The organism is Bradyrhizobium sp. 199 (assembly GCF_023073355.1).
GTDB lineage: Bacteria > Pseudomonadota > Alphaproteobacteria > Rhizobiales > Xanthobacteraceae > Bradyrhizobium.
In genome coordinates this window covers 547,842-567,995 of record NZ_JADPJI010000002.1, presented here as the reverse complement: position 1 = coordinate 567,995, position 20,154 = coordinate 547,842, and the positions used below count along the sequence as shown (strand labels likewise).

At 65.3% G+C, this 20,154-nt stretch carries 22 protein-coding genes and 1 pseudogene; 8 read left to right on the top strand and 15 right to left on the bottom strand.

Annotated elements, in window-relative coordinates:
- Position 1: 1 nt before the first annotated feature.
- A complete protein-coding gene (locus tag IVB28_RS02690) occupies positions 2–964 on the bottom strand; it encodes a tripartite tricarboxylate transporter substrate binding protein (RefSeq protein WP_247524513.1) in 963 nt (320 codons plus the stop codon).
- 128 nt (positions 965–1,092) lie between these two features.
- Between IVB28_RS02690 and IVB28_RS02685 the strand changes: the two genes are divergently transcribed.
- From IVB28_RS02685 to IVB28_RS02675, 3 genes are all read left to right on the top strand, one after another.
- Positions 1,093–1,884, top strand: coding sequence for an IclR family transcriptional regulator (locus IVB28_RS02685; protein WP_247524512.1), 792 nt, complete (start codon positions 1,093–1,095; stop codon positions 1,882–1,884).
- Between the two features lie 81 nt (positions 1,885–1,965).
- Positions 1,966–3,261 carry an O-acetylhomoserine aminocarboxypropyltransferase gene (locus tag IVB28_RS02680; protein WP_247524511.1) on the top strand — a complete coding sequence of 432 codons (1,296 nt, stop codon included), beginning with the start codon at positions 1,966–1,968 and terminating at the stop codon, positions 3,259–3,261.
- A 4-nt stretch (positions 3,262–3,265) separates the two neighbouring features.
- Positions 3,266–4,048: an alpha/beta hydrolase gene (locus IVB28_RS02675; protein WP_247524510.1), complete on the top strand. Its 783-nt coding sequence runs from the start codon at positions 3,266–3,268 to the stop codon at positions 4,046–4,048.
- Between the two features lie 6 nt (positions 4,049–4,054).
- Here IVB28_RS02675 and IVB28_RS02670 read toward each other — a convergent pair.
- Positions 4,055–4,382: pseudogene (locus IVB28_RS02670) on the bottom strand (sulfonate ABC transporter substrate-binding protein); the annotation flags it as partial.
- 289 nt (positions 4,383–4,671) lie between these two features.
- On the opposite strand from IVB28_RS02670, the gene IVB28_RS02665 reads away from it, so the two are divergent.
- Positions 4,672–5,403, top strand: a complete 732-nt coding sequence (locus IVB28_RS02665) for an SDR family NAD(P)-dependent oxidoreductase (RefSeq protein ID WP_247524509.1) — start codon at positions 4,672–4,674, stop codon at positions 5,401–5,403.
- A gap of 180 nt (positions 5,404–5,583) precedes the next feature.
- Here IVB28_RS02665 and IVB28_RS02660 read toward each other — a convergent pair whose 3' ends face one another.
- Genes IVB28_RS02660 through phnG form a run of 9 tightly spaced genes read right to left on the bottom strand, consistent with a single transcriptional unit; the run spans position 5,584 to position 12,572 of the window.
- Complete coding sequence (locus IVB28_RS02660; RefSeq protein ID WP_247524508.1) at positions 5,584–6,195, bottom strand: pyridoxamine 5'-phosphate oxidase family protein; 612 nt, start codon at positions 6,193–6,195, stop codon at positions 5,584–5,586.
- Positions 6,196–6,217: 22 nt separating this feature from the next.
- Complete coding sequence (gene phnN / locus IVB28_RS02655; RefSeq protein ID WP_247524506.1) at positions 6,218–6,814, bottom strand: phosphonate metabolism protein/1,5-bisphosphokinase (PRPP-forming) PhnN; 597 nt, start codon at positions 6,812–6,814, stop codon at positions 6,218–6,220.
- Positions 6,811–7,965, bottom strand: a complete 1,155-nt coding sequence (locus IVB28_RS02650) for an alpha-D-ribose 1-methylphosphonate 5-triphosphate diphosphatase (protein WP_247524505.1) — start codon at positions 7,963–7,965, stop codon at positions 6,811–6,813. The genes phnN and IVB28_RS02650 overlap by 4 nt, the downstream gene beginning before the upstream one ends.
- An 11-nt stretch (positions 7,966–7,976) precedes the next feature.
- Complete coding sequence (gene phnL / locus IVB28_RS02645; RefSeq protein ID WP_247524504.1) at positions 7,977–8,672, bottom strand: phosphonate C-P lyase system protein PhnL; 696 nt, start codon at positions 8,670–8,672, stop codon at positions 7,977–7,979.
- Positions 8,673–8,680: 8 nt separating this feature from the next.
- Positions 8,681–9,478, bottom strand: coding sequence for a phosphonate C-P lyase system protein PhnK (gene phnK / locus IVB28_RS02640; protein ID WP_247525325.1), 798 nt, complete (start codon positions 9,476–9,478; stop codon positions 8,681–8,683).
- Between the two features lie 22 nt (positions 9,479–9,500).
- On the bottom strand, positions 9,501–10,391 hold the full coding sequence (locus IVB28_RS02635; RefSeq protein ID WP_247524503.1) for an alpha-D-ribose 1-methylphosphonate 5-phosphate C-P-lyase PhnJ: 891 nt from the start codon (positions 10,389–10,391) through the stop codon (positions 9,501–9,503).
- Positions 10,388–11,491, bottom strand: coding sequence for a carbon-phosphorus lyase complex subunit PhnI (locus IVB28_RS02630; RefSeq protein ID WP_247524502.1), 1,104 nt, complete (start codon positions 11,489–11,491; stop codon positions 10,388–10,390). Before IVB28_RS02630 ends, IVB28_RS02635 begins: the two co-directional genes overlap by 4 nt.
- A 3-nt stretch (positions 11,492–11,494) precedes the next feature.
- Positions 11,495–12,103: a phosphonate C-P lyase system protein PhnH gene (phnH, locus tag IVB28_RS02625; RefSeq protein ID WP_247524501.1), complete on the bottom strand. Its 609-nt coding sequence runs from the start codon at positions 12,101–12,103 to the stop codon at positions 11,495–11,497.
- 4 nt (positions 12,104–12,107) lie between these two features.
- Complete coding sequence (gene phnG / locus IVB28_RS02620; protein WP_247524500.1) at positions 12,108–12,572, bottom strand: phosphonate C-P lyase system protein PhnG; 465 nt, start codon at positions 12,570–12,572, stop codon at positions 12,108–12,110.
- 115 nt (positions 12,573–12,687) lie between these two features.
- On the opposite strand from phnG, the gene phnF reads away from it, so the two are divergent.
- Positions 12,688–13,419, top strand: coding sequence for a phosphonate metabolism transcriptional regulator PhnF (phnF, locus tag IVB28_RS02615; RefSeq protein ID WP_247524499.1), 732 nt, complete (start codon positions 12,688–12,690; stop codon positions 13,417–13,419).
- A 182-nt stretch (positions 13,420–13,601) separates the two neighbouring features.
- On the opposite strand, the gene phnE (IVB28_RS02610) is transcribed toward phnF, so the two are convergent.
- The 4 genes from phnE (IVB28_RS02610) to phnC all read right to left on the bottom strand — a co-directional run bounded on the left by phnE (IVB28_RS02610) (position 13,602) and on the right by phnC (position 17,198).
- The gene (gene phnE / locus IVB28_RS02610; protein ID WP_247524498.1) at positions 13,602–14,450 is read right to left on the bottom strand and encodes a phosphonate ABC transporter, permease protein PhnE; all 849 of its coding nucleotides are present in this window, start codon (positions 14,448–14,450) and stop codon (positions 13,602–13,604) included.
- A complete protein-coding gene (gene phnE, locus IVB28_RS02605; RefSeq protein ID WP_247524497.1) occupies positions 14,447–15,331 on the bottom strand; it encodes a phosphonate ABC transporter, permease protein PhnE in 885 nt (294 codons plus the stop codon). The genes phnE (IVB28_RS02610) and phnE (IVB28_RS02605) overlap by 4 nt, the downstream gene beginning before the upstream one ends.
- Before the next feature lie 72 nt (positions 15,332–15,403).
- Positions 15,404–16,339: a phosphonate ABC transporter substrate-binding protein gene (phnD, locus tag IVB28_RS02600; RefSeq protein WP_247524496.1), complete on the bottom strand. Its 936-nt coding sequence runs from the start codon at positions 16,337–16,339 to the stop codon at positions 15,404–15,406.
- Between the two features lie 49 nt (positions 16,340–16,388).
- On the bottom strand, positions 16,389–17,198 hold the full coding sequence (gene phnC, locus IVB28_RS02595; RefSeq protein ID WP_247524495.1) for a phosphonate ABC transporter ATP-binding protein: 810 nt from the start codon (positions 17,196–17,198) through the stop codon (positions 16,389–16,391).
- A 173-nt stretch (positions 17,199–17,371) separates the two neighbouring features.
- On the opposite strand from phnC, the gene IVB28_RS02590 reads away from it, so the two are divergent.
- From IVB28_RS02590 to IVB28_RS02580, 3 genes are read left to right on the top strand one after another with little or no spacing between them, the layout of a single operon-like run.
- Positions 17,372–18,055 (top strand): chloramphenicol acetyltransferase, encoded by a 684-nt coding sequence (locus IVB28_RS02590; protein WP_247524494.1) that lies wholly within the window; start codon positions 17,372–17,374, stop codon positions 18,053–18,055.
- A complete protein-coding gene (locus IVB28_RS02585; RefSeq protein ID WP_247524493.1) occupies positions 18,052–19,245 on the top strand; it encodes an alpha-D-ribose 1-methylphosphonate 5-triphosphate diphosphatase in 1,194 nt (397 codons plus the stop codon). Before IVB28_RS02590 ends, IVB28_RS02585 begins: the two co-directional genes overlap by 4 nt.
- An 18-nt stretch (positions 19,246–19,263) precedes the next feature.
- Complete coding sequence (locus IVB28_RS02580; protein ID WP_247524492.1) at positions 19,264–19,962, top strand: DUF1045 domain-containing protein; 699 nt, start codon at positions 19,264–19,266, stop codon at positions 19,960–19,962.
- Positions 19,963–20,154 lie beyond the last annotated feature (192 nt).

The following is a 20,154-nucleotide window of genomic DNA, read 5'->3' as shown; positions in this document are numbered from 1 at the left end:
ATCAATCCGCCTTGATGTTGGCCTTGCGCACGATCGGAATCCATTTGGCATCCTCGCGCTCGAGATAGGCCTTGAATTCGTCAGGCGTCATCGCGACGGCTTCGCCGCCGAGCTTCTCGAACTTGTCGACCACGGCGGGGTCCTTCAGGATCGCGGTCAGTGCCTCGTGCAGCTTGTCGATCACGGGCGCCGGCGTGCCGGCCGGTGCGAACAGGCCGGTGAAGGTCTGACCGTCAAAGTCCTTGTAACCGAGCTCAGTGAAGGTCGGCACGTCGGGCAGCGACTTCAGCCGGTGCGGGCTGGTGACCGCGAGCGCACGGAACAGGCCGGCCTTGATGTGCTGGAGACTGACCGTGAGCTGGTCGAACGCGAACTGCACCTGGCCACCGAGCAGATCGTTGATCGCCGGCGCGTTGCCGCGGTAATGCGCGGTGACCCATTGCACCTCGAGGCTGGATTGCATCAGCTCGCTGAGCAGATGGTTGGTGGTGCCGGGACCGGGCGAGGCCATCGTCAGCTTGCGGGGCTCGCGCTTGGCAAGGTCGAGAAACTCCTTGAACGTCGTCGCCTGCACCGACGGATGAACCTCGAGCACCAGCGGCGTCATCGAGATCGTCGAGATCGGCAGAAAGTCCTTTTTCCAGTTATACACGTCGCGCTTGTTGATCTCGGGCGCGAACAGCACCGGGCCGTTCGCGCCGACGAACAACGTGTAGCCGTCCGGCGCCGATTGCGCGAAGGCCTCGCCCGCGATCATGCCGCCGGCGCCCGCCTTGTTCTCGATCACGAACGGCTGGCCGAGCTTTTCCTGCAGCTTGTCAGCGACGATCCGCGCGGCGCTGTCGACATTGCCGCCGGCGGGATAAGGCACGATCAGCTTGACGCTGCGTGCCGGCCATTGCTGGCCCATCGCGGGACCCAGCATCGCGACTGCGGCAGCTATCGCAATCCAGATGAATCTCATGTTGACCTCCCGGCGGCGCTTCCAATTCCATGCCGAGTTCCCTGACGTCATGCACGGCAGCGCGATCGGAGCAATCTCCAGATAGGTGCTTTACCTGTCGAGCGAATTGTGGCGTTCTTGTCCATAGTATGGACAGAACCAGGGTCGCCCGCCACGCGATAGAACCGCGACAGGGTGCGCAGGCAATCAGGCGCGCGCTCGCGGTGCTGCGCATTCTGGCCGCAGGCCGCGAGGCCGGTGTCCCATTGGCCGAGGTCGTGCGCGCGACCGGGCTCACCCGACCGACCGTGCATCGCATCGTGCACGTGCTGATCGAGGAAGGCATCGTGGAACGGAACGAGCGGAGCGGCCGCTTCGCGATCGGCAACCAGGTGCCGGAGCTGGCGCTGGCGCGGCCGCGGCCGTCGCGGCTGCTGATCGCCGCCAGTCCGTCGCTGCAACGTGCCTCCGCCGAGATCGGCGACACGCTGTTCCTGACGATGCGCACCGGCAACGACACGCTCTGCGTCGATCGCAGGATCGGTGTCTATCCGATCCAGGTGCTGTCGATCGAGATCGGCGCGCGCCGGCCGCTCGGTGTCTCCAGCGCTGGCGTCGCCATTCTCGCCGCGATGCCGGCGCAGGAGGCGCGAAAGATCGTCGCAGCCAACGAAAAGAGGTTCGAGGCCTACCGGACCGACGTCGCGACGGTGCTCGGCCAGGTCACCGCCGCGAGACGGCGGGGATACAACATGCGGGAGATCGGCCTGGTGCAAGGCACGAAATCAATGTCGACCTGGATCAAGACGCCGGACGGACAGCCGGCCGCGGCGATCACCGTCTCTGCCGTTCGAACGAGGCTCGGCCCGCGGCGCGAACAGGAGGTCGCGGAGATATTGCTGCGGGAGGCGCGCGCGATCGAGGAGGCAATCAGAGGCTAAGCGTCGCTGTCAATGGGCTGACGTTCCCCGTCATTTTGTGGCACAAGAGCCGCCTCCGCCGACCGACCAACGAGGCCACGCATGCCCGCGCCAAAACCGCCCGCCTTCGAGACCCTGAGCCTGCATGCGGGCCAGCATCCGGACCCCGCGACGGGGGCCCGCGCGGTGCCGATCTACCAGACCACGTCCTACGTGTTTCAGGACTCCGATCATGCGGCTGCGCTGTTCAATCTGGAGCGCGCCGGCCACATCTATACGCGCATCTCCAATCCGACCACCGGCGTGCTGGAGGAGCGGCTCGCGGCGCTGGAGGGCGGCGTCGGCGCGATCTGCACCGCGAGCGGCATGGCCGCACTGCATCTGGCCATCGCGACACTCCTCAACGCCGGCGATCACATCGTGGCGTCGAGCTCGCTCTATGGCGGCACCATCAACCTGCTGGCGCACACGCTGCCGCGCTTCGGCATCACCACCACTTTCGTCAAGCCGCGCGATCTCGACGCGTTCCGCAGCGCCATCAAGCCGAACACGAAGCTGGTGATCGGTGAGACCATCGGCAATCCCGGCCTCGAGGTGCTGGACATTCCAAAGGTGGCGGCCATCGCGCATGACGCGAAGATTCCGCTGCTGATCGACAACACCTTTGCCACGCCCTATCTCAGCCGTCCGATCGAACTGGGCGCCGACATCGTGATGCATTCGGCGACCAAATGGATCGGCGGCCACGGCATCGCGATCGGCGGTGCCATTGTCGATGGCGGCCGTTTCGATTGGCGCCGGTCCGGCAAGTTCGCCGTGCTCACCGAGCCTTATGGCGGCTATCACGGCATCGTCTTCGACGAGCAGTTCGGCACAGCCGCCTTCATCATGCGCGCGCGCACCGAAGGGCTGCGCGATTTCGGCGCCTGCCTGTCGCCGACCAATGCGTTCCAGCTGCTGCAGGGCGTCGAGACGCTGGGCGTGCGCATGGACCGCCACATGCAGAACACGCACCTCGTGCTGGAAGCCCTGAAGTCCAACAAGGCCGTGGATTGGGTGCTGCATCCCTCGCTGGAGACGCACACGGACTATCAGCTCGCAAAGCAGCTCCTGCCGCGCGGCGCCGGCTCGATCATCTCCTTCGGCATCAAGGGCGGACGGCCCGCGGGCCGCAAGTTCATCGAATCCCTGCGCATGATCAGCCATCTCGCCAATGTCGGCGACGCCAAGACGCTGGTGATCCACCCGGCTTCGACCACGCATCAGCAGATGGACGCCGAACAGCTCAGGGACGCCGGCATCGGCGAGGAGCTGGTGCGGCTGTCGGTCGGCATCGAGACGGCGAGCGACATCATCGACGATCTCGCCCAAGCGCTGCGCATCTCGCAAAAGGTCTGACACCATGAAGCTCTCCGTCAACGGCCTTGATGTGTTTGTCGCAACCGGCGGCCGCGACTTCGACAAATCCCTGCCCGCGGTCGTCTTCATCCACGGCGCCGGCTTCGATCATTCGGCCTGGGCGCTGCATACGCGCTGGTTCGCTCATCACGGCTTTAGCGTGCTGGCGCCTGATTTGCCCGGCCATGGCCGCTCGAGCGGGCCTTCGCTCGGCAGCATCGCCGAGATGGCCGACTGGACCGCGGCGTTGCTCGATGCGGCCGGAGCTACGAAGGCGCATCTGATCGGTCATTCCATGGGATCGCTGATCTCGCTGGAGACCGCCGCGCAACATCCGGACAAGGTTTCCGCGCTGAGCCTGATCGGCACTGCCGCGACAATGACGGTTGGCCCGGATCTGTTGAAGGCGGCCGAGGCCAACAACCAGGACGCACTCGACATGGTCTCGATCTGGGGCCTCGGCTTCAACGCGGAGCTCGGCGGCAGCCTCGCGCCGGGCCTGTGGATGCATGGCGGCGCGCAGGCGGTGCTGAAGGCTTGCGAGCCGGGCGTGCTGTTCAGGGATTTGTCGGCCTGCAATGCTTACGCGAATGCGCTTGAAGCGGCCGCGAGCGTGACGGTTCCCACGACTCTCATCCTCGGCGAAGGAGACATGATGACGCCGGCGAAAGCCGGCAAGGCGCTCGCGGCCGCAATCCCGCACGCAAAGACTGTCGTGGTGCCGGGCGCCGGTCACATGATCATGGCCGAGCGCCCCGATGAACTGCTGATGGCGCTGAAAGCTTGAGCTCTGTCAGGAACCTGGCGTCCACTTCCAGACGATGTCGGAGACGTTGACCGGCTTCGGAATCAGGCCAAGTTTTGCAAACCGGTCGGCGACGGCCTGCTGGCTGTTGTTCACTTCCGCGTCCAGCGGCACCACGCGATAGGTGGAGCGATTGACAAAGCGGCGGATCGCTTCGCTGTCGACGCCCGTCGCTTCGGCCTGGGCTTTTGCGACCTCGTCATGGTGAGATTCCGCCCACACGCCTTCGGAGGCTAAACTCGCGTTGAGATTTGCCACTAGAAGGATACTTTTCGACGAAGTCCGTGCCGGCGATGTAGAAGGCGTTTGGCCGGTGGCCGCCGAGAAACAGCGCCGCGTCATGCACGTATGCACGCCGTTCCGATTGCGCTGGCGGTCATGTTGCGGCTTCGGCTCCATGAGCAGTTTCGATGCTGCAAACATCGAGCGTTTAGCCCATTCGGTCAATGAAATGGCTATCCATATTTGCCACTGCCGCGCACCGGCACTTTTCCCGGGCGCGACCGCAGACAAACGAATTCCTCTCGCGATGAGTTCAACGCCGGTGCCCATCCGGCCGTGGTACTGTCCGCTCCATAGTCAACAAATGACAGGGAGATCCAGTCATGACGGATGATCTGAGGGGACGCACGGCACTCGTCACCGGCGGCTCGCGCGGAATCGGCGCTGCAGTCTGCCGCGCGCTGGCCGCAGCCGGCGCGGCCGTGGCGATCAACTGCCGCGAGCGGGTCGGCCAGGCCGAGCAACTGGCGGATGAGATCGGCAAGCGCGGCGGCCGCGCCACCGCCATCACTGCCGACGTATCGCGTCGCGAAGCCGTGGCAGGCATGATCGAACGAGTCACGAACGAGCTCGGCTCCATTGACATCCTCGTCAACAATGCCGGCATCGCCATCACTCGTGGCATCGACGACCTGACTGAAGACGATTTCGACCGCACCATTCTGGTCAACCTGAAATCCGTCTTCCTGTGCACCCAGGCGGTTCTGCCGACGATGCGCGCGAAGAAATGGGGCCGCATCGTCAATATCTCCTCCGGTGCGGCGCGCGGCGCCGGCTCCATCGGACCGCACTACAACGCGTCCAAGGCTGGCCTGGAGGGCCTGACGCGCGGCTATGCGGCACGGCTGGTGAAGGACGGCGTCACCGTCAACGCAGTGGCGCCGTCGCTGATCGAGACCGACATGATGAGTGGCCAACCGCAGCTCGTCAGCCGCATCCCGCTTGGCCGCTTCGGCACGGCGGAGGAGGTGGCGAAAGCGGTGATGCTGCTGGTCGACAATGCCTACATGACCGGGCAGACGGTCGCACTGAGCGGCGGGATGGCGTTTAATTAGGGCGAGAATGGTGCTGCTTTCCCTTCTCCCCTTGTGGGAGAAGGTGGCGCGAAGCGCCGGATGAGGGGTTCTATCGTCAGCAACAACTGCTAGACGAGCTCGTGGAGAGAAACCCCTCACCCGTCCCGCGGCTATCGCCGCGAGCCACCCTCTCCCACAAGGGGGAGAGGGAAACAACTCTCACCACATCGTCGCTGCCGCACGTGCCGGCCAGGCGCGATCGTACTCTTCGCCGCCGACCTTGTTCGCGCTCATTTCGGCGAGGATCTGACCGGGCGTCGGCAGCGTCTTCGGATCGACGCGCTTGTCGGGATTCCAGAGGTCGGAGCGGACGATGGCGCGGGCGCACTGGAAGTAGATCTCGTCGACCTTCATCACGATGACGCTGCGCGGCGCCTTGCCCTCGACCTTGAACGAGGCCAGCAGTTCGGGATCGACCGACAGATGCGCGCGGCCGTTGACACGGGTGGCATTGCCGGAGCCAGGAATCAGGAACATCAGCGACACCCTGGGATCGCGCACGATGTTGCGCAGGGAATCGGCGCGATTGTTGCCGCGGCGATCCGGCAGCATCAGCGTCTTGGGATCGTGGATACGGACGAAGCCGGGCAGATCGCCGCGCGGCGAGCAATCGACCCCTTCCGATCCGATGGTGGCGAGCGCCGCGAACGGCGCTTTCTCGATGAAGACCCGATAGAGCGGCGTGACATGGTCGGCGACTTTCACGGTCGAGGCATCATTGGCGACGCCGTAGATGGCCTCCAGCTGTTCGACCGTTTCGATCACCGACATTCCGTTCTCCTGGTTGTGCCGGCTATTCCTGCCAGCCCTGGTTCCTGATCACGCGCAGAAGCTGGCGGCTATGATAGTCCGCGCTGCCGGCATTGAGGATGGTGACATCGGCAGCCGCAGAGGCCTCAACGACACTGCGGGTGAGGCGTTCGGCGATGTTGCCGTCGCTGTGCCGCGCGCGCGCGGCAAGCCGCTGCGCCAACACCTCCGGCGGCGCCGTGACCGCGACCACCACGACATTCGCATAGGTCCGGCGAAGTGCGCGGATCACCGTGCGCGAGACGTTGACGACGACGGTGCGTCCGGCGCGGATATCGTCGTCGATCTCGGTCGACAACGCATAGGACTGCCCGTGCGCCTCCCAATGCACCGCGAAATCGCCGTGCTCGCGCGCGCGGCGGAATTCGTCTGACGTCACCGCGATGTTGTCCTCGTCGGCGGTGGATTCGCGCGTCACCACACGGCGCGGAAAGACGGCGCTGGGGTCATCGACGCACGCTGCCCGCGCTAGTCGCAGCAGCGTGTCCTTGCCGGCGCCGCTGGGGCCAACCACGAGCACGAGCCGCCCGGGTCCGATCCCGCCTGCCGCGTCCTGTGCCATGGTCGCGGTCTCGCTCATGCGACGCGGCTTCCTACGCGCCAGACGCTGCGGACGACCGGAACGCTGCCGGCGACGTGCACGCGAATGAGGTCGGCGCGCTTGCCGATCGCGACCTCGCCGCGGTCGGTGAAGCCAACCGCCTCGGCGGGCGCTTTCGTCACCGTGCGGATCGCGGCGGGAAGGCTGGTGGCCGGCACATGCTCGGGCAGCTGCAGCGCACCCATCAAGAGGCTCGACGGGATGTAATCCGACGACAGGATATCGAGTAGGCCTTCGCGGGCAAGATCGACCGCGGCGATGTTGCCGGAATGCGAGCCGCCACGCACGACGTTCGGTGCGCCCATCAGGATGTCGATGCCCGCCTCATGCAAGCCGCGCGCGGCCTCCAGCGTGGTCGGAAATTCCGCCACGGCGACGCCGTCGCGCACGGCGTCCGCGACGTTCTCGTCGGTAGTGTCGTCATGACTTGCGAGCGGGATCTTGTAGGCCTGCGCCAGCGCCACGATCGCACGCATGTTGGTAGCCGCATAGGCCTTCTGATATTCGAAACGCTTTGCGAACAGCTCGTCGAGCTCGGCGTCTGTCTTGCCACCGCCCTTGCCGCGGTAATAATCGCGCAGCTTGACCTCATCGCGGAACTGGCGCTGGCCGGGGGTGTGATCCATCAGCGACATCAGCTTGACGTCGGGACGGTCGATCAACTCCTTGGCCTCCTCCACCACGCTCGGCATCGGGATTTCGCAGCGCAGATGCAGGTAGTGGTCGGCGCGCAGCAGGCTGGCATCGCGCGCGGTGGTGATCGCGGCGGCGAGCACGCCGGCACGGCCGTCGACCTCCTCGGCGCCATCCTCGCGCCAGACCCGGAGCGAATCGAACACCGTGGTGATGCCTGAGGTCGCGAGCTGGCCGTCATAGGAGATCACGGCCGCGACCGGATTCCAGAACACTTTAGGCCGCGGCACGTAGTGGGCTTCGAGATGATCGGTGTGGAGCTCGATCAGGCCCGGCATGATCAAATCGCCGCCGGCATTCTCCGCACCCGCAGGCGCCCTGCCCTCGCCGATCTCGGCAATGCGGCCGTTGGCAAGAGCAAGCCAGCCCCCTTCGATCACCCGGTCCGCCAGCACGATCCTGGCATTGGCGATCACGATATCCTTCGGGGCGTTCATGTCCAATTCCTTCAGGCCGCGGCAAAGCTGGTGACGTCGACGATACGGTCGGCAATCAGATGGCGGATTTCGTCTTCGTGGACAATGGCAACCATGGCGACGCCCTGGCGCTTCTTCTCGGCGACAAGCTCGACCACCACAGTGCGGTTGGCGGCATCGAGCGAGGCGGTCGGTTCGTCGAGCAGCAGGATGGGCAGATCCGAGATGAAGCCGCGGGCGATGTTGACCCGCTGCTGCTCGCCGCCGGAGAAGGTCGCGGGCGGAAGCTGCCAGAGCCGCTCAGGGATGTTGAGGCGATGCAGCAACTCGCCGGCGCGGGCCTTTGCGTCGGCGCGGGCCATGCCGGCAGCGACCAGCGGCTCGGCGACGACGTCGACGGTGGCCACGCGCGGCACCGCCCGCAGGAACTGGCTGACATAGCCGATGGTCGAGCGGCGGACGTTGAGCACCTGGCGCGGCTCGGCGGCGGCAAGATCGATCAGCGCGCCGCGGTGGTGGATGCCGATGCGGCCGGAATCGCAGCGGTAATTGCCGAAGATCATCTTCAGGATCGACGATTTTCCGGCGCCTGACGGTCCCGACAGCACGACGCACTCGCCGGGATTGACCTGGAAGGTCACGCCGCTGACGACGGGCAGCTGGATGCCGCCCTGCAGGTGCATGGTAAAGGTCTTCCTGGCGTCGGCGATATCGATCATGGCGGTCATTGCAATGCTCATGGCGGCAGAATCGAGGAGACGAGGAGTTGCGTATAGGGCTCGCGTGGATCGTCGAGCACCTGGTCGGTGAGCCCGGTCTCGATGACGCTGCCGCCCTTCATCACCATCACGCGGTGCGACAAGAGGCGTGCCACCGCGAGATCGTGGGTGACGATGATGACGGCGAGGTGCAGCTCGGCCACGAGGCTGCGCAGGAGATCGAGCAGGCGTGCCTGAACCGACACGTCGAGGCCGCCGGTCGGCTCGTCCATGAACACCAGCCGCGGCTCGGTGACGAGGTTGCGGGCGATCTGGAGGCGCTGGCGCATGCCGCCGGAATAGGTGCGGGGCGCATCGTCGATCCGGGCGACGTCGATCTCGACGCGCGTCAGCCAGTCCGACGCGGCGTTGCGGATGCGGCCATAGTGATTCCACCCCACCGCCATCAACCGCTCGCCGACATTGGCGCCGGCCGACACCGCCATGCGCAGGCCTTGGGCGGGATCCTGATGCACGAAGCCCCAATCGGTGCGGAACAGAAAGCGCCGCTCGGCTTCGCCGAGCGTGGCGAGATCGCGAGCGACACCGTCGCGCATCCGGTAGGATACATGGCCGCCGCTGGCCGCCAGCTGACCCGAGAGGAGCTGAAGCAGCGTCGATTTGCCCGAGCCGGACTCGCCGACGATCGCCAGCACCTCGCCGGGATACAGCGCGAACGACACCTCGCGGCAGGCGGCGATGCGGCCGAAGGATTTGCTGAGAGACGTCGCGGCCAGCAACGGCTGGTCGTTTTCAAGGGCATCGACATCAGCCAAGTCTTGACCGACCAAGTCTTGATCAACCATGTGAGCCCGCCTTCTCCTTGTACGGCGCGGCGCTGAGGCTGCCGTGATGGCCGGCGGTCTGGCGGCCCTCGCAATAGTCGGTGTCCGAGCAGACGAACATGCGGCTGCCCTTGTCGTCGGTGACGATCTCGTCGAGATAGGAATTCTCCGCGCCGCACAGCGCGCAGGGCGCGTTGAAACGATACGGCTCGAACGGATGATCCTCGAAATCGAGCGACACCACCTTCGTATAGGGCGGGATCGCATAGATGCGCTTCTCGCGGCCGGCGCCGAAGAGTTGCAGCGCCGGGCAATTGTCCATCTTGGGATTGTCGAATTTCGGCGTCGGCGAGGGATCCATCACGTAGCGCGCGTTCACCTTCACCGGATAGGCATAGGCGGTCGCGATGTGGCCGAAGCGGGCGATATCCTCATAGAGCTTCACATGCATCAGGCCGTATTCGGCGAGCGCGTGCATGCGCCGCGTCTCGGTCTCGCGCGGCTCGAGGAAGCGCAGCGGCTCCGGGATCGGCACCTGATAGACCAGCACCTGATTTTCGTGCAGCGCTGTCTCCGGGATGCGGTGACGCGTCTGGATCACGGTCGCCGCATCCGTCGCCGTGGTCGTGGCGACGCCCGCGGTCTTGGCGAAGAATTTGCGGATCGAGATCGCGTTGGTGGTGTCGTCGGATCCCTGGTCGATCACCTTCAGCACGTCGGCGGGACCGAGGATTGCGGCGGTCACCTGGACACCGCCGGTGCCCCAGCCATAGGGCATCGGCATTTCGCGGCTGGCGAACGGCACCTGATAGCCGGGGATCGTGATCGCCTTCAGGATCGCGCGGCGGATCATCCGCTTGGTCTGCTCGTCTAGATAGGCAAAGTTGTAGGCGGGCGCGTTCATTCCGCGGCCTCCTTCATGGCGTCGGGCGCCTGGGCATCCGCGAACTCCTGACGCAGCTTGCGCAAGAGGCCGAGCTCGGACTGGAAGTCGACATAATGCGGCAGCTTCAGATGCTCGACGAAGCCGGTGGCCTGAACGTTGTCCGAATGCGACATCACGAACTCCTCGTCCTGCGCCGGCGCGCGCACCTCCTCGCCGAGTTCGCGGGCGCGCAGTGCGCGATCAACCAGCGCCATCGACATGGTCTTGCGCTCGCTCTGGCCGAAGGCGAGGCCATAGCCGCGGGTGAAGCACGGCGCTTCCGTCGCAGAGCCTTTGAACTGATTGACCATCTGGCACTCGGTGAGTTCGATCGAACCCAGCGGCACGGCGAAGCCGGCGTCTTCCGCGACGAACTCCACCTCGACCTCGCCGAAGCGGATCTCGCCGGCAAAGGGATGGTTGCGGCCATAGCCGCGCTGGGTGGAATAGCCCATCGCCAGCAAAAACCCTTCGTCACCCCGCGCGAGATTTTGCAGACGCAAATCACGGTCGGCCGGGAAGTTCAGCGGCTCGCGGGTGAGATCGCCGACGCTGGCGCCGTCTTCGGCCTGCGGCGAGGGTTCGATCAGCCCGTCGCGTCCGAGAATATCCGTCACGCGCGGCGTCGGCGCCGCCGAGGCTTCGGCGGTTGCCGGCGCCTCCGGCACGTATCCTTCCGCGAGCGAGGGATCGAGCAGGCGGTGGGTATAGTCGAAGGTCGGCCCGAGGATCTGGCCGCCCGGAATGTCCTTGAAGGTCGATGACACCCGCCGCTGCACCCGCATCGCGCCGGTGTCCACGGGCTCGCTGGCGCCGAAACGCGGCATCGTGGCGCGGAAGGCGCGAACCAGGAAGATCGCCTCGATCAGATCGCCGCGCGCCTGCTTGATCGCGAGCGAGGCCAGCTCGCGGTCGTAGAGCGAGCCTTCGCTCATGACGCGGTCCACGGCAAGGCCAAGCTGCTCCGAGATCTGGTCCAGCGTGACCTCCGGAACGCTTTGGACGCCGCGCCGCTTATGTGCGAGCAGGCGATGGGCGTTCTCGATGGCGCGTTCGCCGCCTTTGACTGCGACATACATGCTTCAGCTTCCCTTGCTCATGACGCGCGTAGTGCGGGGGATCGCCACCACGGCGTCATCGGCGACCAGCACGACATCGATGCCGCGCGGAAACAGCGCCTCGTTGACATGCAGGCGCTCGAACAGATCGAACGGCTCGATCGCCGCCTGGAGCGTCGCGGCGCCGTCGATCCCCGGACCGCGCAGCTCGAAGCTGCGGCCTGCATCCAGGCGCTCGACCTGGAGGATCAATGTGGTCGAACGGTCTGGGTATTCGCTCGTCCCGAACGCGAAGCGCTCGAGCGGCGGAAGCGCTCCGCCATCGCTGATCAGCGCGAAGCTCGCGACGGAGGAATTCTGCACCACCGGCGCGCCGGTGTGGAATTTCAGCCATTTCACCACGCCCGAGCTCTCCGCCATCCGCGAATCGAGCCAAAGCGGCGTATCGTGGTCGAACAGCGTCAGCGCGATCGCGGCGGTGCCGCGCATCATCGTCTCGGGCGTCCCGGCTCCCGGCACGATGCGCTGGACCGAGCCGGGGCGCGCCATCGCGTCCATCACCGAGCGAAAGGTCGATTGCGCCGACAGCACCTTGTCGGCGAAACCCGGCGGCAGTTCCGCAATCGTGGTCATGATCTCACCCCTCACCGCGCACCATGGTGTAGAAATCAACCTTCGTCGCAGCGGTCTCGGCCGCTGCCTGCGTGCGCCTCGTCATAAGCTGCTCACGCAACGGGGCAATAACGTCCCGTTCGACCGCTCCGCCGAAATCGCGGGACTGCACCAGCGCATCGCACAGGGCGATCAGCCGCGCCTTTTCACCGTCACGCCCGAGCGTGTAGCCGAAACCAACCTCGCCGCTCGCAAGCCGCACCGCCGCGCGCGAGACCGTGGCTTCGCCGAGATTGAACGGCGCGCCGTCGCCACCGGCGCGGCCGCGCAGCATGACGAGACCGTTTTCGGGCGCCCGCAGATCCTGATAGGGGGGCAGGGTCAAGTCGCGGAGCCGGGCGGCGATCTCGCCCGCCTCCGCGTGCGCCAGCACGGCCATTGCGGCCTTGCGCTGGGCTTGCTGGTCGTTGTGTTGGGTCACCTGATCCACCGAACCTTACAGAACTTGCCGCATCAAAGTTGTCTATGATACTAGACAACTTTATAAATGAACGCCATGACTGTTTCGTGACAAAGCCGATTCCCGGGCTAGGCTGACCGGCGATATGAGCATGCAAGACACTGCATCGTCGGGCGTTGCGTTATGGCGCCTCGTTGCCGACGGCATCGAGCGTGGCATCGCCGACGGCCGCTTTGCGGCCGGCGACAAATTGCCGGGCGAGATCGAGATCGCGGAGACCTATCGCGTCAACCGCCACACCGTGCGGCGGGCACTGGCAGCCCTTGCCGAACGTGGCCTGGTGCGGGCAGAGCGCGGCAGCGGAACCTATGTCGAGGCGCAGAAGCTCGCCTATCCCTTGCGCTCGCGCACCCGCTTCTCAGAGATTGTCGGGGCCGAGGGGCGCGAACCGCATGGCCGGCTAATCGAGGCAAGGGAGGACGTCGCGACGCGTGAGCTGGCGCGGGAGCTCGGATTGAAGACCGGCGCGCCGCTGGTGCGGATCGAGGCGATCCGCCTCGCCGATCGTACGCCGATCTGCATCTCGACCACCTGGTTGTCCGCCGTGCTGTTTCCGGGCGCCGGCGCCGTGTTCGCAGCGACGCGCTCGATGACAAAACTGCTCGAACATTATGACGTGCGCGACTATCGCCGCGGCGCGACCCGAATCACCGCCGGCATCGTCGACGCAACCGACGCCGCCCGGCTTGATCTTGCGCTGGGACGGCCGATCCTGGTGGTCGACGCGACCGACCACGATCTCCACGGCAAGCCGCTGATGACCAAGCATTCGCGCTTTGCCGCGGAGCGAGTGGAGTTTCTGGTGGAGAACGGGTGAGTTGGTGCCACGCCCGCGGTGCACCTCTCCCCCTGTGGGAGAGGTCGGATCGCATCGCAAGATGCGATCCGGGTGAGGGGTCTCTCTCGCGAAGAGATTCCACAGTTGGATTTGCGGATGCAACCCCTCATCCGGCGCTTCGCGCCACCTTCTCCCACAAGGGGAGAAGGGAAGAGAAGAACCTACGCCACTGCCCTCCGGCCGATGATGGCGAAGCGCAATTTTCCCGAGACGAAATCGATCGCGGCCACTGCGATCAGGATCATCAGGATCAGGAACGACACTTTTTGCCATTCCAAGACGCGGATCTGCTCGGCAAGCTGGAGGCCGATGCCGCCGGCGCCGACGATGCCGATGATGGTGGCCGAGCGGGTGTTGGATTCGATGAAATAGAGCACCTGGCCGGCGATGACGGGAAGGACCTGCGGCAGCAGGCCGAAGCGGATCTCGTGCAGCGGGCTGCCGCCGGAGGCGCGAATGCCTTCGACCTGTTTCTGGTCGGCGCTCTCGATCGCCTCTGAGAACAGTTTTCCAAAGGCGCCAAAATCCGACACCGCGATGGCGAGCACGCCGGCGAACGGGCCGAGCCCGACGACGTTGATCCACACCAGCGCCCAGATCAGCGTGTCGACGCCGCGGATCGAATCCAGGACGCGGCGAACGGGAAAGCGCAGGAGGCTGGACGGCACCACGTTGCGCGCAGCCAGCAGGCTGACCGGGAGTGCGAACACCGCAGCCAGCGTCGTGCCGAGCAGCGCGATCGACAGCGTCTCGCCGAGCGCCTTCAGATAGATCGGCAGCGAGGAGCCGGGATCGGGCGGGATCATCATCAAAGAGATCCAGCCGAGCTGGCTGAGACCCGCGACGAATCGCGACGGCGAAAAATCGAGATCGACGAGGCCATAAATGAGGATCGCGAATGCCGCGAAGATCATCGCCGGCATGGCAAGGCGCGCCGAGGCGGGCCGGTCGAATATATCGGGGTAGCGCGCCCGAAGTTGTCGTGCATCGACCTCGTGCGGCCCCGTCACGTGCGCGCCTCGCCGCCGAACAGGCGGCCGCGCAACCAGCCAGTGGTGATGTCGATGATGAAGACGGTGATGATGATCGTGAGCAGGATCGCGCTGACGTCCGAGTAATAGAATTTGCGGATGGCGACAACGAGCTCCTGGCCGATGCCGCCAGCGCCGACAAAGCCCATCACGGAGGCTTCGCGGACGTTGATCTCGAAGCGCAGCAGCGCGTAGCTGGCATAGCCCGCGGTCACCTGTGGTACCACCGCAAACCGCATGCAGGACAGCCAGCTCGCGCCGGTCGAACGGATGCCCTCGACCGGCTTCATGTCGGCGTTCTCGACGATCTCCGAGAACAGCTTGCCGAGCGCACCGGTGGAGTGGATCGCGATCGCGAGCACGCCCGCCATCGGACCCAGGCCGAAGGCGATCACGAAGATCAGCGCGAAGACGATGCCCGGTACGGTGCGGGCGAATTCGAGCAGGCGCCGCACCGTGAAGCGCAGCCAGGGGGCGGGTGAGGTATTTTCCGCGGCAAAGAAGTTGAGGCAAAATGCCAGGGTCGCGCCGATCAGCGTGCCGACATAGCTGATGAGCAAGGTCTCGCCCAGCATCTTCAGCCATTTGCGCCAGCCCCACAGCCACTCGCCGACATCGGTCCAGACGCGTTGGCCCGTGTCGAGCGTGAGGATGCGGTCGAAATAGCTGAAGAAATTGCCGAAATGGGTGAAGAGCGTGCGCAGATTCACTTCGGCGCCGATTGCGGCGAGCAGCAGCGCCGCGGCGAAGATCACAAGTTCCAACAGCAGGCGGAGCCGCTTGCGCCCAACCGCCCGGCGATAGGCGGCGTTGAGCACGGCAAGCTGCTGCTCGGGAAGGATCGAAACCGCTGTTGTCATCGGCCTGAGATTAAGTCGCGTCAAAGAAAGAGCGGGGTCGATCGACCCGGCCTCAGTGGCATCGTCCCGAATTTAGGACGCCTTCTTTTTACGCAGCGCGTCGACGAACCTGATCAGCTCGATCGTGCCCTCCCAGTCCTTGGTGGTGGCGGGATGAAAGCCCTTCTTCTGGCCATCGGAAAGACGGTCAAACGCCGCCTTGTCCTTGGCCGGCGCGTCGAAGAACGCTTTCGCAATGGCGGCCTTGGCATCTTCCGGCAGGTCGGAGTTGTAGGCATAGGGGCCGTTGATGATCGGCGCCGACTTGTGGATGATGCGAAAATCGTCCTTCTTCATCGCCGAGCCGTCGGCATTCTTCAGCATGCCCTTGGTCAGCATCTGCGCCAGCGTGGAATCGTCGTCGCTGGTCCACTGGTTGGCGGCGACGTCGACCGTGCCCTGCGACAGCGCCAGCATCGCGTTCTCGTGGCTACCGGTGAAGACGACCCTGCTGAAATAGCCGTCGGCATCGTGGATGCCCATCTTGTCGAGCTCGAAGCGCGGCACGTTGTTGCCGGAAGTCGAGTTCGGATCGACCAGGCCGAGGTTCTTGCCCTTGAGGTCGTCGACCTTCTTGTAGGCGCTGCTCGCCTTGACGAAGAATACCGAATAATAGCCGGTCGAGCCGTCCGCGTTGATGTCGTTGGCGAAGGCGTCGGACTTGACACCAGTCAGGCGGGCGCGCGCGAACGAGGCCGAGCCGTAGCTGGCGATGTGGATGTTGCCGGCACGCTGGCCTTCGATGACAGCGGCATAGTCGTTGGCGATGCGCAGCGTGACCTTCACGCCCAATTCTTTGGAGAGATAGCTCACGAACGGCGCCCAGCGCTCGGTGACGCCGGAGGCGTTCTCGGCCGGGACGACCGCAAAAGTCAGCTCGGGATATTTGGCTTTCCAGTCGTCCGCGGAGGCGGAAGCCGTGAGCGCGAGCGCGGCGGCGCCGGCAAGGACTAATCTGCGAGTGATCATGATACCCTCTTCATCGGTTGGGTCGGTTTGCAAAAGAAACAGACGTCGCTCAGGCGGCCGCGGCCGTTCCGAGCGTCGGGACATCTTCGGGCACCGGGATCGGCATGGCGCCCATGACCTCGGCGGCTTCGAGATCGTAGAGCTCGCGTGCGACGTGGTCGGTCAGCGCGGACGGTGCGCCGTCGAACACCACGCGCCCTTGCGCCATGCCGATCAGGCGGTCGCAATAGCTGCGCGCCAGATCGAGCGAATGCAAATTGCAGAGCACGGTGATGCCGAAATGCTTGTTGATGCGCAGCAGCGCGTCCATCACGATTTTGGTGTTGCGCGGATCGAGCGAGGCGATCGGCTCGTCGGCGAGGATGATGTCGGGCTGCTGCACCAAAGCGCGCGCGATCGCGACGCGCTGCTGCTGGCCGCCGGAGAGCTGGTCGGCGCGCTGGGCGGCGAGCGATGCGATGTCGAACTGTTCGAGTGCGGACATCGCCAGCGCCTTGTCCCGTTCCGGCCAGATTTGCGATAGCGAACGCCAGACCGGCATCGCCGCAAGGCGCCCCATCAGGACGTTGGTGAGAACATCGAGCCGCCCGACCAGGTTGAACTGCTGGAAGATCATCGCCGAACGCGCCCGCCACTGCCGCAGCTCCTTGCCGCGCATGGCGGTGACGTCGATCCCGTCGAACAGGATGCGTCCATCAGTCGGCGTCACCAGGCCGTTGATGCTCCGCAGCAGGGTCGACTTGCCGGCCCCGGACCGTCCGATCACACCGACGAAGCCGCCGGGAGACACTTGAAACGAAGCGTCGTCCACCGCGGCTTTTGCGCCGAAGCGACACGTCAGACCTTCCACCACCAGCATGCAGGGCTCCAGATTAGATCGAGCCAATCGCTAGCGCCAGCGCTTAACACTTGTGTGACACGGGCGTTGCGGTACGGCGATCCAACACACGTCATCCCCTGTCATCGCTGCGTCATAACATTGTCATCAAGCCGCTCGAAGAGGAACGCCCGCCCTCGCGCTCCGGATTCAACATGGCCGCCAAAGCCCTTTCAGTCCAGCCGACCATCGATCCGTCCGCCAAGCTGCATGAGACCAGGCTCGGCGCCTATACCGAGGTCGGCGCGCGCACGATTCTGCATGACGTGGCGATGGGCGACTACTCCTATGTCGTCAACGACGCCCAGATCACCTACACCACCATCGGCAAGTTCTGCTCGATCGCGGCGATGACGCGGATCAATCCGGGCAATCATCCGATGCATCGCGCGGCGCAGGCGCATTTCACTTATCGCTCCAGCGCCTATTTCGAAGGCGAGAGCGACGATGCCGAGTTCTTCGACTGGCGGCGCCAGCATCACGTCCATATCGGCCACGACGTCTGGATCGGCCACGGCGCGATCGTGCTGCCGGGCCGCTACATCGGCACCGGCGCGGTGATCGCGGCCGGCGCCATCGTCACGAAGGACGTGCCGGCCTACACCATCGTCGCCGGCAATCCGGCCCGCATCGTGCGGCGGCGGTTCTCTGACGAGATTGCCGGACGGCTTGCGCGGCTGGCCTGGTGGGACTGGGATCACGACAAATTGCATGAGGCCCTGCCCGATTTCCGCAAACTTGGGATTGAAGATTTCCTTGCGACATACGAAGCACGGGCGAGCTCTCTCTCCAATTCTCATGCCAGTTTCCCTGCCAGCAAACGAAGCGCGGTCGCGTGACAGACATCTTCCTTGAAGGCGGCCGGGCCCTGATCGGCGCCGAGTTCGTCGAAACGTCATTGACAGTGTCCGGACAGGACATCGCCGCGATCGACGCCTCTCGCGGCCGGGCGCGGCTGGCGATCGATGCGCGCAATTTGCTGGTGCTGCCCGGCATCGTCGATCTTCATGGCGATGCCTTCGAGCGGCAGATGATGCCCCGCGCCGGCGTCGACTTTCCGATCGATGTTGCGCTCGCCGACAGCGACCGCCAGGCGATCAGCAACGGCATCACCACGGTGTTTCACGCCACGACCTGTTCGTGGGAGCCGGGCCTGCGCAGTGCCGACAATGCACGCGGGTTGATGGAGGCAATCGAGCGGCAGCGTCCACAATTTGCCGCCGACACCCGCTTCCATCTGCGGCACGAGACCTATAATCTCGACGCCGAGGCCGAGATCAGCCAATGGCTCGCCGAGGGCCGCATCGACCTGTTCGCCTTCAACGACCATATGGACGGCACCGTCGGCGACATGGACAAGCCGCGCAAGCGCAACCGCATGGTGGAGCGCACCGGCCTGTCGGCTGAGGATTTCGACCGGCTGGTCGAGCGCGTGGTCGCGCGCGCAGCCGAGGTACCGGTTTCGGTGGCGCGCCTCGCCGCTGCGGCCCGCAGCGCCGAGGTGCGGATGCTCTCCCACGACGATGCGTCACCGGCGATGCGCCAGGAGTTTCGCGCGCTCGGCGCTGAGATCGCGGAGTTTCCGGTCAACGAGGAGACGGCGCGGGCGGCGGCAAGCCACGGTGATGCCATCGTCTACGGCGCGCCGAACGTCGTGCGCGGCGGCAGCCACACCGGCTGGACCAAGGCCTCCGACATGATCGCCAAGGGGCTCTGCTCGGTGCTGGCGTCGGACTATTACTATCCCGCTCAGTTGCTCGCCGCCTTCCGCCTCGCCGCCGACGGCGTGCTGCCGCTGGCGGAATCCTGGAATCTGGTCTCCGCCGGCCCTGCGCGCGCGACCGGCCTTGCCGATCGGGGCGTGCTCGCGGATGGCCGCCGCGCCGACATTCTGCTGGTCGATGATGGCGTGCCATTGCGGCCGCGGCTGATCGCGGTGATTTCAGGCGGCAGGCTGGTCCATCTCACCGATGCGACACGACTGGTCGCGGCGACGAGCACGCCGCGCGAAGCTGTCGTCGCGGCTTAAACCGGCTATGCTCGGGCAATGACAGGTTTTCCCCGCTACGCGATCTATTTTGCCGCAGGAGCTGACGATGCGCTCACGCGTTTCGGCGCGGAGTTGCTCGGCTACGATGCCTATACCGGCGACGAGCTGGCCTTTCCCGCCGATGCATTGCGCGTCGCGCCCGATTGGCGTGACGTCAGCGCCGATCCCCGCAAATATGGTTTTCACGCCACGCTGAAGGCGCCGATGGCGCTCGCATCTGGCAAAACCGAAGCCGAGTTGATTGCCGCCTGCGCGATGTTCGCCGGCAGGGCGCGGCCGCCTCCCGTAATCCGGCCGGTCGTCGATGCCATTAGCGGCTTCATCGCCGTCATTCCGGCCGAGCCCGTCGAGGCGCTTCAAGCACTCGCGGCCGATTGCGTCCGCGAGTTCGATTCGTTCCGCGCCGCTCTGTCGGCGGAAGACCGCGCGCGGCGCAGACCCGAGAAGCTCAGCGAACGGCAGCGCGACCATCTCGACCGCTGGGGCTACCCGTATGTGATGGAAGAATTCCGCTTCCACATGACGCTGACCGGACGGCTGGATGCGGAGCGGCGCGGGCCGATCCTGGAGATGCTGCGGGCGCGCTTTGCGGCGCTGGGGATCGAGACGCTCGAGATCGACCGCATCGCGCTGTTCAAGCAGGATGATGCGAAGGCGCGCTTTCGCATCATCGGTGAATGGGGATTGGCCCGGTAGCCGCAACAAACCCTGTCATTGCGAGCGCAGCGAAGTAATCCAGACTGCCCCCGCGGACACAGTCTGGATTGCTTCGTCGCAAGAGCTCCTCGCAATGACGGCGGAGAGACTTGCTTCCTCCACCGCAGGCCTCGTAGGGCGGGCAAAGCGGAGCGCGCCCACCACATGTCGCCGTCGGTAAAGGTGGTGAGC

What these genes read in the sequence shown, in the direction of transcription:
- IVB28_RS02690 (WP_247524513.1), bottom strand. Translation starts at nt 964, where the DNA reads ATGAGATTCATCTGGATTGCGATAGCTGCCGCAGTCGCGATGCTGGGT.
- IVB28_RS02685 (WP_247524512.1), top strand. Translation starts at nt 1,093, where the DNA reads ATGGACAGAACCAGGGTCGCCCGCCACGCGATAGAACCGCGACAGGGT.
- IVB28_RS02680 (WP_247524511.1), top strand. Translation starts at nt 1,966, where the DNA reads ATGCCCGCGCCAAAACCGCCCGCCTTCGAGACCCTGAGCCTGCATGCG.
- IVB28_RS02675 (WP_247524510.1), top strand. Translation starts at nt 3,266, where the DNA reads ATGAAGCTCTCCGTCAACGGCCTTGATGTGTTTGTCGCAACCGGCGGC.
- IVB28_RS02665 (WP_247524509.1), top strand. Translation starts at nt 4,672, where the DNA reads ATGACGGATGATCTGAGGGGACGCACGGCACTCGTCACCGGCGGCTCG.
- IVB28_RS02660 (WP_247524508.1), bottom strand. Translation starts at nt 6,195, where the DNA reads ATGTCGGTGATCGAAACGGTCGAACAGCTGGAGGCCATCTACGGCGTC.
- phnN (WP_247524506.1), bottom strand. Translation starts at nt 6,814, where the DNA reads ATGAGCGAGACCGCGACCATGGCACAGGACGCGGCAGGCGGGATCGGA.
- IVB28_RS02650 (WP_247524505.1), bottom strand. Translation starts at nt 7,965, where the DNA reads ATGAACGCCCCGAAGGATATCGTGATCGCCAATGCCAGGATCGTGCTG.
- phnL (WP_247524504.1), bottom strand. Translation starts at nt 8,672, where the DNA reads ATGACCGCCATGATCGATATCGCCGACGCCAGGAAGACCTTTACCATG.
- IVB28_RS02635 (WP_247524503.1), bottom strand. Translation starts at nt 10,391, where the DNA reads ATGAACGCGCCCGCCTACAACTTTGCCTATCTAGACGAGCAGACCAAG.
- IVB28_RS02630 (WP_247524502.1), bottom strand. Translation starts at nt 11,491, where the DNA reads ATGTATGTCGCAGTCAAAGGCGGCGAACGCGCCATCGAGAACGCCCAT.
- phnH (WP_247524501.1), bottom strand. Translation starts at nt 12,103, where the DNA reads ATGACCACGATTGCGGAACTGCCGCCGGGTTTCGCCGACAAGGTGCTG.
- phnF (WP_247524499.1), top strand. Translation starts at nt 12,688, where the DNA reads ATGAGCATGCAAGACACTGCATCGTCGGGCGTTGCGTTATGGCGCCTC.
- phnE (WP_247524497.1), bottom strand. Translation starts at nt 15,331, where the DNA reads ATGACAACAGCGGTTTCGATCCTTCCCGAGCAGCAGCTTGCCGTGCTC.
- phnD (WP_247524496.1), bottom strand. Translation starts at nt 16,339, where the DNA reads ATGATCACTCGCAGATTAGTCCTTGCCGGCGCCGCCGCGCTCGCGCTC.
- phnC (WP_247524495.1), bottom strand. Translation starts at nt 17,198, where the DNA reads ATGCTGGTGGTGGAAGGTCTGACGTGTCGCTTCGGCGCAAAAGCCGCG.
- IVB28_RS02590 (WP_247524494.1), top strand. Translation starts at nt 17,372, where the DNA reads ATGGCCGCCAAAGCCCTTTCAGTCCAGCCGACCATCGATCCGTCCGCC.
- IVB28_RS02580 (WP_247524492.1), top strand. Translation starts at nt 19,264, where the DNA reads ATGACAGGTTTTCCCCGCTACGCGATCTATTTTGCCGCAGGAGCTGAC.